Below are 12,716 nucleotides of genomic sequence, written 5' to 3'. Positions count from 1 at the left end.
AGGCCGGGACAGCCGGTCCGACTATCATGGTTGGGTGAGTCCTGCCCGAGCCGACGTTGTTGTTATCGGCGCAGGCCAGGCCGGACTTTCCGCCGCCTACCACCTGCAGCGCCGGGGGCTTGACTTTGTAGTGCTCGACGCCGAGGAAGGCCCGGGCGGTGCGTGGCGGCACCGGTGGAAGAGCCTCCGGATGGCCACCGTCAACGGCATCAGCGACCTCCCCGGCATCGCCAAGCCCGCCGTGGACCCGAGGGAGCCGAGTTCGGAGTTCCTGTCGCGCTATTTCCGGGACTATGAGGAGGAACTGGGCCTGTCCGTCCAGCGCCCCGTCAAAGTAACGTCCGTCAGCCGCGAGGACCAGGACCCCGCCGGAAGGCTGCTGGTCAGCACCTCCCGCGGCGACTGGAGCACTGCAGGGGTCATCAACGCCACCGGCACCTGGACCCGGCCCTTTTGGCCCATCTACCCCGGGCAGTCAACGTTCCGGGGCAGGCAGCTCCATGTCGCCGACTATGTTTCAGCCGAGGAGTTCGCGGGCAAGCATGTGATTGTCGTGGGCGGCGGGATTTCCGCCGTGGGGCTCCTGGACGAAATTTCCCGCATCACCTCCACCAGCTGGTTCACCAGGCGGGAGCCGGTGTGGCGGGACGCCGAATTCGACGCCAAGGCCGGCCACGACGCCGTGGCACTGGTGGAAGAGCGGGTGCGCCAAGGCCTGCCGCCCCAGAGCGTAGTATCGGTGACCGGGCTCATCTGGACGCCCGCCCTGCGGGCGGCGGCAGCACGCGGCGCGCTCAACCGGCAGCCCATGTTCACGTCCATTGAGCCCGACGGCGTCCGGCTGGCTGACGGGCGCTTCCTGGCCGCGGACGTGATCCTCTGGGCCACGGGGTTCCGGGCGGAACTTGAGCATCTCGCACCGCTGCACCTTCGTGGACCGGGAGGGGGCATCGTTATGGACGGCACGCAGGTGGCAGCCGAGCCGCGGGTCCATCTGGTGGGCTACGGGCCGTCGTCGTCAACCATCGGTGCGAATCGCGCCGGCCGGGCTGCGGTAACTGCCATTTTGAAACTGCCGGGAATCGGGCCCTCCGCCAGGACGGTAAATTGGGGCTGACCGACGAAGCCGGCCAGGCTAAACCGGACAGGCTAAACCGGTCAGGCATACAGGACAAGGCGGCAGGAACCAGGTGGCACTAGAAACTCTTGAGGACGTCCTTCCGGTACTGAGGCGCCGGCCGGATGTGGAAGCTCCGAACCTGCAGGCGTGGGATGCCACAGACCGGCTGCTGCTTGACTCCGCAGCCGGGCACGTGTCCGCAGGAAGCACCGTGGCAGTGGTCGGCGACCGCTACGGCGCCCTGACACTGGGAGCCCTTGCAGTCCTCAGCCCCGGTATGGTCCGGGTGCACCAGGACCTCATCACCGGCGAGCAGGCGCTGCGGCTCAATGCCACCGCGGTGCTCAGAACCGATGCCGCGGCCACCCCGCCCTTTACCCAGCTTCCCCTCGGACGCGAACTCCTCAAGGGCGCAGGAACTGTCCTGCTGCAGCTGCCCAAGACCCTCGCCGAACTGGACGAAATTTCGGCAGCAGTGGCCCGGTACGCGTCGCCGGACGTGGCGCTCCTGGCCGGTGGCCGCGTGAAGCACATGTCCCTTGGCATGAACGCTGTCCTCGAACGCCACTTCAGGTCTGTCACGCCCCAGCTCGCCAGGCAGAAGTCGCGGGTGATCGTGGCCACCGGCCCCCAGGGGAGCGGGGGCACGGAGCGGTTTCCCGTCGTCGAGCACCTGGCCGAGCTGGATCTTGACGTTGCCGCCCACGGTGCGGTCTTTGCCGGGCCGCGGCTGGATATCGGCACCAGGTTCCTGCTGACGTTCCTGCCGTCCATGCGGTCCGCGCAGCATGCGATCGACCTGGGCTGCGGCACGGGAATCCTGGCCGCGATGTATGCCCGGCAACACCCGGGCTCGGCGGTCACCGCCACGGACCAGTCCGCCGCCGCCGTGGCATCCGCACTGGCAACTGCCCGGGCCAACGGCCTGGCGGGGCAGATCCATGCCCTGCAGGACGACGCCATGGGCACCCTGCCGGACGCGGGCGCGGACCTGATACTGCTGAATCCGCCGTTCCATGTAGGCGCGGGCGTCCATGCCGGAGCCGGTTTGAAGCTGATCGAAGCGGCCGGCCGCGTGCTGGCCCCCGGCGGCGAGCTGTGGACCGTCTTCAACCGACATTTGGCCTACCTGCCCGCGCTTGAGCGGTATGTTGGCCCCACCGTTGTCAAAGGCATGAATCCCAAATTTACCGTTACCTTAAGCACCCGCCGGAGCCCGCGGTGACCGTCCCCGGGGAAGCAGAAACAGGCGGGAAAGAAGGCGGCCAAAGCTGCGCCGCGCCTGTCGGCCGTTCCTATGGGTCTGTGCCTGTGCGTAACGTACGATTCAGACATCAGTAACTATGCGCCGGAGACGAAGGGGACGCCGTGACTGAGATCCGCCAATCCTCACCAAGGCGCGGCACCAACCTGCCCCGGATGGGGGATTTCAACCTGACGGTGATCCTCGACGCCATCCGGCGGTCATCCGGCGGCCTCAGCCGGGTGGAGCTCGCCCAGATCGTGGGCCTCTCGCCGCAGACCATCTCCAACATTTCCCGCCGCCTGCTGGACCAGAACCTCATAGTCGAGGCAGGCAAGGAAGGCAGCGGCCCCGGTAAGCCCCGCACCATCCTCCGCCTCAACCCGGGCGGCATGTTCGCCGTGGGTGTCCACCTCGACCCCGCAGTGACCACATTCGTGGTCCTGGACCTCGTGGGCGCGGTGGTGCAGCACTCCCGGATCAAGACGCCCGGCGGAAATGACCCGTCCGCCGTCATTGCCACCATCGCCGCCGAGATCTCCCAGATCGTGACGGATTCCGGAGTGGACAGGGAAAGGATCGCCGGCCTTGGCGTTGCGGCTCCCGGTCCCATTGACCTGGATAACGGCACCGTGGTTGATCCGCCGCTCCTCCCGGGCTGGGACAGGGTGGAACTGCGCAACGCCCTGTCGGAAGCCACGGGCTACTCCGTGCTTATGGACAAGGACGTCACCAGCGCGGCCGTCGCTGAAACCTGGGCCGGCGGCCCGAGCGGAGCCGGCAGTTTCATCTTTATGTACATGGGCACCGGAATCGGCTGCGGGATCGTGCTGAATGACGAGGTGGTCAGGGGCACGTCCGGCAATGCCGGCGAGATCGGCCATATTGTGGTGGATCCGGACGGTGCGCCGTGCGACTGCGGGCTGCGCGGCTGCGTAAAGTCTTCCTGCATCCCGCAGGTACTGGTGGCCCAGGCGGAGGCCGCCGGCATCCTTGACGGCTCCCGGTCGGGCAACAGCGGTGCCGAAATCCAGCAAAGCTTCTCCGCGCTGTGCGACCTTGCCGACCAGGGCAATGAACGGGCGCTCGCCATCATCGATAAATCTGCGGTGCTGGTGGCACGGGCAGCTTCCGTGGTGACCAACACGCTGGACGTGGAGCGGGTGGTGTTCGGCGGACCGTTCTGGAGCCGCCTCGCTGAACGCTACCTTGAAAAGATCCCGGCCCTGCTCGACGCCAACAGCGACACCCGGCTGATCCATCCCATTGAGGTGGTGGGAACCGGCGTCGGCGAGGACGTCGGGGCCATCGGAGCTGCGTCCCTGGTTCTGGAGCACACGCTGGCTCCCCGCGCCCAGAGGCTCCTGCTGGAGAGCTGAGGGAGTGCCCTTGCTCTTGCCTGGGGCCGGGCACGGATCTAGCATTTGCGTATTGCCGCGGCTGGGGGGCCCGCTGACAAGGGGCCCCGCAGCCATTGATCGAATGGAGCACCATGCGCCGCCCGGCCTTGAAGACCATGTCCCTGATCGCTTCCGCGCTGGTCGTCCTGGCCGCATGCACGCCCGCTGCTCCCCAGGATGGTTCAAAGACGCTCAAGGTGGTCTATCAGAAGACCGACTCCTTCACCGCTCTGGACACAATGTTCCAGGCTGCCAAGCAGGAGTTCGAGGCTGCCAACCAGGGTGTGAAGGTTGAGCTGCAGCCCATCCAGGGGAACGATGACGACTACGGCACCAAGCTGGCCCTCGCTCTGAGATCGCCCTCCACCGCGCCGGACGTCTTCTACGAGGACACCTTCAAGGTGCGCTCCGACGTCGACGCCGGCTACCTCCTCAAGTTGGACAGCCACCTGGAGGGCTGGGAGGACTGGGACAAGTTCGACGACGGCGCCAAGGCGGCAGGACGGGCGGACGACGGCGGGACGTACGCAGTGCCGCTGGGAACCGACACCCGGGCCATCTGGTACAACCGGAAGGTCTTTGAAGCCGCGGGAATCGCCCTTCCCTGGGAGCCGCGCAGCTGGCAGGATATCTTGGACACTGCGCGGAAGATCAAGGCGAACGATCCCTCGGTGGTCCCGTTCAACATGTATGCCGGCAAGGGCACCGGTGAAGGCACCGTGATGCAGGGATTCTACGAACTGCTCTACGGAACCGGGTCCACGCTGTACGACGAAGAAACCAAAAAGTGGGTGGTGGGCTCCGCCGGCTTTACGGACTCGCTTGCCTTCCTCAAGACCCTGTATGACGAGGGACTCGCCGTTTCCCCGGCCGAGGCGCTGGATGCGAACGTCTGGAAGAAGGTCTTCGGGGAATGGTTCCCGAACGCAAAGCTCGGCGCCACTGTGGAAGGCTCCTATGCGCCGTCGTTCTGGCAGGAAGGCGGCAGCTACGAATGGCCGGGCTATGAGCAGGACATGGGTGTTGCCCCGTTCCCCACACAGGACGGCCGCGCCCCCGGAGCCGTGAGTATGTCAGGCGGGTGGACGCTGGCGATCGGTGCCGGGACGAAGGAACCCGACCTGGCCTTCAGCTTCCTCAGCACCGCACTGAACCGCGACAACTCGCTGGCCTTCACGCTCGACAGTTCGCAGATCGCCGTCCGCAGTGACGTCGCGGAGGATTCCGGCTACCAGTCCGGAAACCCGTTCGTAAAGGACGTCTCCGAACTCGTCTCCGTCACGCGCTACCGCCCTGCAACCTCCGACTACCCCCGCATCTCCGCCGCAGTCCAGGAGGCAACGGAGGCCGTGATCACCGGTGCCCGGTCGCCGGAACAGGCAGCCTCGGATTACGACGCTGCGCTGACGGAGATCGTGGGTGGCGACAACACCGTGCGGAAGTAAGCGGTGGCGGCCCACACCGGGGGACGCGGGCTGCTGCGCCACCTGCCGGTCCTGCCTGCCGTTGTGCTCCTGGCGGTTTTCCTCGCCGGTCCCGTGCTGTGGGCCTTCCACGCGTCCTTCACCAACGCCGGCCTGACGGGACGGAACGCGCGCAATCCCGACTGGATTGGCCTGGAGAACTACCAGCGGCTGCTGGCTGACCCCGTGTTTCCCCTTTCCCTGGGGCTGACCGTGGTGTTTGTCCTTGGCTCTGCAGTCCTGGGACAGAATCTGCTGGGGCTGGCACTTGCCGTCCTCATGCGCCGCGCACGCCGGACCGTGTCCGCCGTGGTTGGAACAGCGGTGGTGGCCGCCTGGGTGCTTCCCGAAATCGTCGCCGCCTTCGCCGCCTATGCCTACTTCAGCCGTGACGGGACGCTCAACCAACTGCTGGGCGGCCTGGGGCTGGGCCAGCCGGACTGGCTCTATTCGTGGCCCATGGTGGCCGTGGTGCTGGCCAACACGTGGCGCGGCACAGCCTTTTCCATGCTGGTGTACCGCGCGGCACTGAATGACATTCCTTCGGAAGTGGCCGAAGCCGCCCAAATGGACGGGGCTGGCGGCTGGCAACGGCTTGCCTACATCACCCTGCCCATGATCCGGGGGAGCATCGCCACCAACCTGATGCTCATCACCCTGCAGACCTTGGCAGTCTTTACCCTGATCTGGGTGATGACTGCCGGCGGCCCGGCAAACGCGAGCAGCACGCTGCCCATCCTGGCCTACCAGGAGGCCTTCAAGTTCGGTGACATTGGTTACGGCACGGCCGCGGCTACGGTACTGATCCTCATTGGAGCGGTCTTTGGCGCCATTTACATCCGGCTGCTCCGGGAGTCGCAGCGATGACCGCGCCCGCCAAAGCCTCAAGGGCCGTTCCTCCCGGCCAAGCCACCGGCCGGGCCAGTGGGCGGTACCGCAGCACAATTCCCGCGGATCTGTCCCTGCTGCTGCTCGGCGCCGCTTTCCTGCTGCCGCTGCTGTGGCTGGTGCTGGCGTCACTGGACGCTGACGCCAGCCACGAAACGAGGGTGCCAGCCCAGCCTGGCCTGGAGAACTTTGCCGCCATCATGACACCCGCGCTGCTGCTCCAGCCGCTGTGGAACAGCCTGGTGCTCTCCACCGGCACCGCGGCCGTCACCCTCGTGGCAGCTGTGCTGGCCGCCTACCCGCTGTCCCGCTACACGTCGAGGTTCAATACTCCGTTTATGTACGCCGTCCTGTTCGGCACCTGCCTTCCCATTACGGCCATCATGGTGCCGGTCTACGGGGTGTTCGTTCAGCTGGAACTGATCGACTCGATGCCGGCCACTATCCTCTTTATGGCAACCACCGCCCTGCCCATGGCCATCTGGATGACCCGGAACTTCATGGATGCCGTGCCCGCTTCCCTGGAGGAAGCGGCGTGGGTGGACGGGGCGTCGAGGATGACCGCACTGCGCACCATCGTCCTGCCGCTCATGCGCCAGGGCCTGGGCGTCGTGTTTATCTTTGTGTTCATCCAGGCCTGGGGGAACTTCTTCGTCCCCTTTGTGCTGTTCCTGTCCGAGGCAAACCAGCCGGCCGCCGTGTCCATCTTCAGCTTCTTTGGACAGCACGGGGCCGTTGCGTACGGCCAGCTGGCCGCGTTTTCCATCCTGTACTCACTGCCGGTCCTGGCCCTTTACGTCATGGTTGCCAAGGGTGCCGGCAGCTCGTTCGCACTCTCGGGCGCGGTCAGGGGCTGAGCCTGCACAGCAGCACAAACGGTTTGGCCTGAACCTGCTAGTCGATATCCTCCAGGACCACCCCGTACGGGAGGCTGTCGTCAAGGTGTGCCTGGTGGCCGGTCGATCCAGGGTTGTAGACAACCCGGACCCCGTGCAGCTTGTCCGCAGCCGACTGCTGCAGGACAGGTTTGACGGTGTTGATGAACATCTCGCTTTTGTCGGCGAGAAACTCCTTGTAACTGGCTGGAAGCTCGCTCATGTCAAAAGGATAGACCCGGGACGGCGCGGGTGGGGAGGGGCCGCGATGCCGGAGGGCTCAGAACCCCTTGGCAACGGGCGGCGGATGCGGTGACGGGAAGGGCCATTGAAGCGAAGAATGTTCTGCCGGGCGAAGAAATAAGGCGTAAGACTGCGTCTTAATTCGGAGTGGACTTGAATGCCCATCCTGCCACTCCTAGAGTTCTATACAAGTTACCGCGGTAACGTGTCAGCGATCCTCCGTTACGGAGGGTGTGGGTGCCCCCATGTGGGCCTGACATTTGCTCACGGACAACTTCATTCCAGGCGTAACAGTCGCGGCTGCGTCCTTGTGGAGTTCTTCCGTGTTCCCCAAACTCAATTCATTGCCGGTGTCCCGTCACAACTTTTGGCGGGCAGCCCTCAATGGCCCAAAGCCAAGGACGCAAATGTCACCACCAAGCCTAATTGACACACATCCACATCTCTCCGACGCCGCCCCGGTGGCGCTTTCCTACGAGTTGTTCCCGCCCCGGTCGCCGGCAGCCGCGGAGACCCTGTGGACCACCATCCGGGAGCTCGAAAGCACCGAACCGGACTACGTCTCTGTCACCTATGGTGCCAGCGGCTCCAACCGGGACACCGCCGTCGAACTGATTAACCGGCTCCTGCTCGAAACCACCCTCCGGCCGCTGGCCCACCTGACCTGCGTCGGCAACACACCGCAGGAACTGGCCGGGATCATCGGCGAACTGCTGGACACCGGTGTTCGAGGGATCCTCGCGCTGCGCGGTGACCTTCCCAAGGACGGCGGCGAACCTGCTGCCGGCTCCCTGCGCTACGCCCAGGACCTGATCGAACTCATCCGCCGGGTGGAGCAGCGCCGGTCGGCACTGCTGTGCGCCGGAAAGATCGCGGTTGGCGTGGCGGCATACCCCACCAGGCACCCGGAATCACCGAGCGAGGAGCACGACGTCGAGGTGCTGCTCGCAAAGCAGCGCTCCGGCGCTGACTTCGCTATCACCCAGGTCTTCTTCCATGCGGAGCAGTACGCCGACCTCCTTACCCGGGCACGCCGTGCCGGTGTCACCATCCCCATCATTCCCGGCGTCATGCCGCTGACCAGCCTCCGCCGGCTCAAACGGCTGGGCGAACTGGCGGGAGTGGAGCCCTCAGCCGAACTGATGCAACGCCTGGCGGCCGCGGACAGCGACCTCGAACGGCTCCGGATCGGAGTCAGCGCCACGGTTGACCTGGCCAACGCCGCCCTGGATGCAGGAGCACCCGGCATCCACCTCTACACCTTTAACGAGCACCAAAGCGCATTGGAGGTGCTGGACAAGCTGGCACTTCCTCGGCGCTCCCGTGCCGGCAGCCGGCGTGCTGCCATTGCCCGGCCCCAGCTCGCCAGCTGAGCAACCCGCCGCCGGCCGCACGGCGATAGCCCCCGGCTTCAAGCCCAAACTTTCAAACCCAGCTCCTACCTGAGGATTTGCCATGCCTAAAAGCAACACCCCTTTCCCGTCCGCCTCGCTCCTCGGCTACCCCCGCGTTGGCCGCCGCCGCGAACTCAAAAAGGCCGTGGAGGCTTACTGGGCCGGCAAGATCGACGCCGCCGCCCTGGACGCCGTGGCCAAAGACATCCAGCTGACCATCGCCAAGCGCCTGCAGGAGCTCGGCTTGACCGAAGCCGCAGCGGTGCCCGGCACCTTCTCCTACTACGACCAGGTCCTGGACACCACAGCCCACCTCGGCGCCGTGCCGGCCCGCTTCGGCAAGCTCCTCAACGCTGAGGGACAGCTCGACGTCGACGGCTACTTCACCCTTGCCCGCGGCACCAAAGAACAGCAGCCGCTGGAGATGACCAAGTGGTTCGACACCAACTACCACTACCTGGTGCCGGAGATCGGCCCGGAGACCGAGTTCACCCTCGCCTCCACCGCCAAGGTTGACGAGTTCGCCTTCGCCCTGGCCAACGGCATCGAGACCCGCCCGTACATTGTTGGCCCCGTCACCTACCTGCTGCTTTCCAAGGCTTCCGACGACGCCCCGGCCGGCTTCGGGCCGCTGTCCCGCCTTGAGGACATCCTGCCCGTCTACGTACAGCTGCTCGAGAAGCTCGCAGCAGCCGGCGCCGGCTGGGTCCAGCTGGACGAGCCCGCCCTCGTGGTTGACCAGGACACCCCGGCCAGCGAAGTCGAAGCAGCCGTTGCCCGCGCCTACGAGGTTCTCACCGCAGCGGCCAACCGTCCGCAGATCCTTGTTTCCACCCCGTACGGCTCACTTGATGGCCAGCTTGGCACCCTCGCGGCCACCAACATCGAGGCATTGCACATTGACGTCTTCAAGGGCGCCGTTCCCTCTGCCGCGGCACTCGCCGGCCTGGGCAACAAGACCCTGGTTGCCGGCGTCGTGGACGGCCACAACATCTGGCGCAATGATCTGGCCGCATCCGCTGCGAAGCTCGATGCACTGAAGGAAGCCGCCGCCAGGCTCGCGGTCTCCACGTCCACCTCCACCCAGCACGTCCCGCACGACGTCGCCGAGGAAACGCAGCTTCCCGGGCAGCTCCGCAGCTGGCTCGCCTTCTCCGACCAGAAGGCCGTGGAGGTCAAGACCCTCGCCTCGTACCTGGCCGATCCCGCCTCCGCGAAGGCAGCCATCGACGAAGCAACCGCAGTGATCGCTTCCCGTGCCACCGCCGAAGGCGTACGCCGTTCAGACGTCCGGGCACGCACCGAGGCCCTGACCGCCGCGGACTTCTCCCGCTCCGAATACTCCGTCCGCGAAGCCGCCCAGGAAGAGGCACTGCACCTGCCGCCGCTGCCCACCACCACCATCGGCTCCTTCCCGCAGACCCCGGAGATCCGTTCGGCCCGCGCCCGCAACAACAAGGGCGATCTCACCAACGAGCAGTACGAAAAGCTCATGAAGGACGAGATCAAGCGCGTTGTGGACCTGCAGGAAGAGCTGGGCTACGACGTCCTCGTGCACGGCGAGCCCGAGCGCAACGACATGGTGCAGTACTTCGCCGAGAACCTCGAAGGTTTCGACGTCACCGTCCACGGCTGGGTCCAGTCCTACGGTTCGCGCTGCACGCGTCCGTCCATCCTGTGGGGCGACGTCACCCGCAGCGCGCCCATCACGGTTGAGTGGGCCGAGTACGCACAGTCACTGACCAGCAAGCCCATGAAGGGGATGCTCACCGGTCCGGTCACCATCCTGGCGTGGTCCTTCGTCCGCGATGACCAGCCGCTGGGCGAGACCGCCAACCAGGTTGGCTTGGCTCTGCGCGACGAGATCGCTGACCTTGAGGCCGCCGGCATCAAGGTCATCCAGGTGGACGAGCCCGCCCTGCGCGAGCTCCTTCCGCTGCGCAAGGCGGACCACGCCGACTACCTGAAGTGGTCCGTGGACTCCTTCCGCCTGGCCACCGCCGGTGCGGCCGACGCCACCCAGATCCACACCCACCTCTGCTACTCGGAGTTCGGCGTGATAATTGACGCGATCGACGGCCTGGACGCTGACGTGACCTCCATCGAGGCCGCCCGTTCCCGCATGGAGGTTGTGCACGACCTCGAGTCCCACGGCTTCGGCCGCGGCGTTGGTCCGGGTGTCTACGACATCCACTCGCCCCGTGTTCCGGGTACCGAGGAAGTGACCGAGCTGCTCAGCACCGCCGTCAAGCACGTGCCGTCCCGCCAGCTGTGGGTCAACCCGGACTGCGGCCTGAAGACCCGCGGCTACACCGAGACCGAGGAATCCCTGCGCAACCTGGTGGCGGCCACCAAGACAGTCCGCGCCGGGCTGCTGGAAACAGCCAAGTAGTAGTTTCTGTAAGAGAGCCCGCAGAGGCTCAAGGTCCGGTGCGCCCAGCGCACTGAACCTTGAGAAGCGGGCGAACGGCCGGCCGGTCACCTCAGGTGACCGGCCGGCGTCGCGCTTTAACTACTGGACTGTCAGGACCAGACGATCTCGTCGTCCACCACGCCGTCCTCATCGGCCGACGCCACCAGGACCTCATCGGTGAAGTGCTCGCCCAGGGTGAAGTCCAGAACGAAGTAGCGCTCGGGCTGGCCGGGGTAGATGCGGACGTGACCAAGCTTCAGTGCCTTGAGGAACACTTCGTTGGTGAGCTGGCTGCGCTCGGTCACACCGAAAACCTTTTGCAGGTGCTCATCCTTGAGTGCGTTGCAGTGGAAATGGAGGTATTCCTGGGGGCTGGTGCCTTCCTGGTCCAGCTCCTCAGCGATCATGTCCCGCACCTCGTCAACCAGCTCGGGCAGGAAGCGCAACCGGTAATCGACCTTGCGCAGGGCGGCCTCGTCGAAATGGTCATGGGCGGTGACGTTCAGGTCGATTTCCAGCGGGTGGCCGCGCAGTTCATGCTTGGCGGCGATGAGGTGATCCTTGCCGTGGTTGAGCTCGATCTCTCCAAAGTGCTGGCTCGCTACCTTGTTCATAGTTTCAACATAGACCCGAAGTGCGGTGCATTCCAGCGTTCGGGCCTAATTCACTGCAGTGCGCATGCCCGCCAGGGTCTCGGCCAGCAGGTCAACAAACAGCTGCACCCGGGCGGTTTTCCTGTCATTGATCAGCAGCGCGAAAACGTTGCGGGCCAGCCTGATCTCGGGAACATCAAGCACCACTACTCCCTCAGGCCGGTGGCGCAGCGCCAGTTCGGGAACAAGCGCCGCCCCCAGCCCTGCGGCAGCCATCTCGAGGCTTGCGTGGAAGTCGTCGCTGTGGGCCACCACGCGCGGATGCAGGTTGCAGCCCGCGAAAAGACGTTCGATGACCATGGCATCGCTGGTGCCGGGGTGGTGCATGATCCACGGCATCTCGGACAGGTGGTCCGCTGCGACTTTCGCGTCAGTCCGGAATCCCCAGCCGGCGGGCAGCACCACCCGGAAGTTGTCGTCGCCGATCCACTGCCGGTTAATGGTGTTCGGCCACGCGAACCCCGTCTGGCCCACCTGGAAGACCACGGCCAGGTCCAGGTCACCGCCGGTGCGCAGCCCCTGGATGGTCTGGCCCGGTTCCGCCACGGAGACTTTCAGGTCGATGCCCAGGTTTTTCCATGCGGGGTTCTTCAGGATCCGGGGCAGGACGTACGTTGCGAGGCTGGGAAAGATCCCCAGCCTCAGTTCCTGGTTGGCTGTGTCCTGGGTCTTTGACGCTGCGGCCAGCAGTGCCTCCATGTCCGTGAGCACCTTGGCGGCGTGCCGGGTCATCACGACGGCGGCTTCCGTGGGCACCACGCTGCGCGCGGAACGCTGGAACAGGACGACGCCGGTATCACGTTCCAGCGCGGACATCTGCTGGGAGACAGCCGAGGCTGTGTAGCCGAGCGTTGCTGCGGCGGCCGCGAACGAGCCCAGCCGCGTGACCTCCAGAAGGGTCTTCAGGTGTACCGGATTTACCACCTGCCCACAGTACTCCGCTGCCCGGCGCTGACGAAGCTGACGGAAACGGCACCCATCCGCGGCCGCACCGGCGTCGAATTGCCCGCTGTATACCTACCCT

Annotated in this window: 11 protein-coding genes; 8 read left to right on the top strand and 3 right to left on the bottom strand. The window is 65.7% G+C overall.

The window, feature by feature from the left end; genetic code table 11:
* The first annotated feature begins 34 nt into the window (after positions 1–34).
* From M1D93_RS10960 to M1D93_RS10935, 6 genes are all read left to right on the top strand, one after another.
* The gene (locus tag M1D93_RS10960; protein WP_461171596.1) at positions 35–1,117 is read left to right on the top strand and encodes an FAD-dependent oxidoreductase; all 1,083 of its coding nucleotides are present in this window, start codon (positions 35–37) and stop codon (positions 1,115–1,117) included.
* 73 nt (positions 1,118–1,190) lie between these two features.
* Positions 1,191–2,345 carry a class I SAM-dependent methyltransferase gene (locus M1D93_RS10955; RefSeq protein WP_461171595.1) on the top strand — a complete coding sequence of 385 codons (1,155 nt, stop codon included), beginning with the start codon at positions 1,191–1,193 and terminating at the stop codon, positions 2,343–2,345.
* A 194-nt stretch (positions 2,346–2,539) separates the two neighbouring features.
* A complete protein-coding gene (locus M1D93_RS10950; protein WP_461174995.1) occupies positions 2,540–3,742 on the top strand; it encodes an ROK family transcriptional regulator in 1,203 nt (400 codons plus the stop codon).
* A gap of 113 nt (positions 3,743–3,855) precedes the next feature.
* Positions 3,856–5,208, top strand: coding sequence for an extracellular solute-binding protein (locus M1D93_RS10945; RefSeq protein WP_461174994.1), 1,353 nt, complete (start codon positions 3,856–3,858; stop codon positions 5,206–5,208).
* A gap of 3 nt (positions 5,209–5,211) precedes the next feature.
* Entirely contained in the window at positions 5,212–6,093 is an 882-nt protein-coding gene (locus M1D93_RS10940; RefSeq protein WP_461171594.1) for a carbohydrate ABC transporter permease, read from the top strand.
* Positions 6,090–6,971 (top strand): carbohydrate ABC transporter permease, encoded by an 882-nt coding sequence (locus M1D93_RS10935; protein ID WP_461171593.1) that lies wholly within the window; start codon positions 6,090–6,092, stop codon positions 6,969–6,971. The genes M1D93_RS10940 and M1D93_RS10935 overlap by 4 nt, the downstream gene beginning before the upstream one ends.
* A 37-nt stretch (positions 6,972–7,008) precedes the next feature.
* On the opposite strand, the gene M1D93_RS10930 is transcribed toward M1D93_RS10935, so the two are convergent.
* Positions 7,009–7,212 (bottom strand): hypothetical protein, encoded by a 204-nt coding sequence (locus M1D93_RS10930; RefSeq protein WP_461171592.1) that lies wholly within the window; start codon positions 7,210–7,212, stop codon positions 7,009–7,011.
* A gap of 427 nt (positions 7,213–7,639) precedes the next feature.
* On the opposite strand from M1D93_RS10930, the gene M1D93_RS10925 reads away from it, so the two are divergent.
* Positions 7,640–8,605, top strand: a complete 966-nt coding sequence (locus tag M1D93_RS10925; protein ID WP_461171591.1) for a methylenetetrahydrofolate reductase — start codon at positions 7,640–7,642, stop codon at positions 8,603–8,605.
* Between the two features lie 82 nt (positions 8,606–8,687).
* Positions 8,688–11,018, top strand: a complete 2,331-nt coding sequence (gene metE, locus M1D93_RS10920) for a 5-methyltetrahydropteroyltriglutamate--homocysteine S-methyltransferase (RefSeq protein WP_461171590.1) — start codon at positions 8,688–8,690, stop codon at positions 11,016–11,018.
* Between the two features lie 131 nt (positions 11,019–11,149).
* Here metE and M1D93_RS10915 read toward each other — a convergent pair whose 3' ends face one another.
* Positions 11,150–11,653 carry a DUF2004 domain-containing protein gene (locus M1D93_RS10915; protein ID WP_461171589.1) on the bottom strand — a complete coding sequence of 168 codons (504 nt, stop codon included), beginning with the start codon at positions 11,651–11,653 and terminating at the stop codon, positions 11,150–11,152.
* Positions 11,654–11,698: 45 nt separating this feature from the next.
* Positions 11,699–12,616, bottom strand: coding sequence for a LysR family transcriptional regulator (locus M1D93_RS10910; RefSeq protein WP_461171588.1), 918 nt, complete (start codon positions 12,614–12,616; stop codon positions 11,699–11,701).
* Positions 12,617–12,716: the final 100 nt, after the last annotated feature.

The sequence above is a fragment of the Arthrobacter sp. Z1-9 genome (genome assembly GCF_054792695.1).
This window is presented reverse-complemented; position numbering and strand designations above follow the sequence as displayed.

Excerpts from the sequence above, each read along its gene's own strand:
- M1D93_RS10950 (WP_461174995.1), top strand. The coding sequence starts at position 2,540 with ATGGGGGATTTCAACCTGACGGTGATCCTCGACGCCATCCGGCGGTCA.
- M1D93_RS10945 (WP_461174994.1), top strand. The coding sequence starts at position 3,856 with ATGCGCCGCCCGGCCTTGAAGACCATGTCCCTGATCGCTTCCGCGCTG.
- M1D93_RS10935 (WP_461171593.1), top strand. The coding sequence starts at position 6,090 with ATGACCGCGCCCGCCAAAGCCTCAAGGGCCGTTCCTCCCGGCCAAGCC.
- M1D93_RS10930 (WP_461171592.1), bottom strand. The coding sequence starts at position 7,212 with ATGAGCGAGCTTCCAGCCAGTTACAAGGAGTTTCTCGCCGACAAAAGC.
- M1D93_RS10925 (WP_461171591.1), top strand. The coding sequence starts at position 7,640 with ATGTCACCACCAAGCCTAATTGACACACATCCACATCTCTCCGACGCC.
- metE (WP_461171590.1), top strand. The coding sequence starts at position 8,688 with ATGCCTAAAAGCAACACCCCTTTCCCGTCCGCCTCGCTCCTCGGCTAC.
- M1D93_RS10915 (WP_461171589.1), bottom strand. The coding sequence starts at position 11,653 with ATGAACAAGGTAGCGAGCCAGCACTTTGGAGAGATCGAGCTCAACCAC.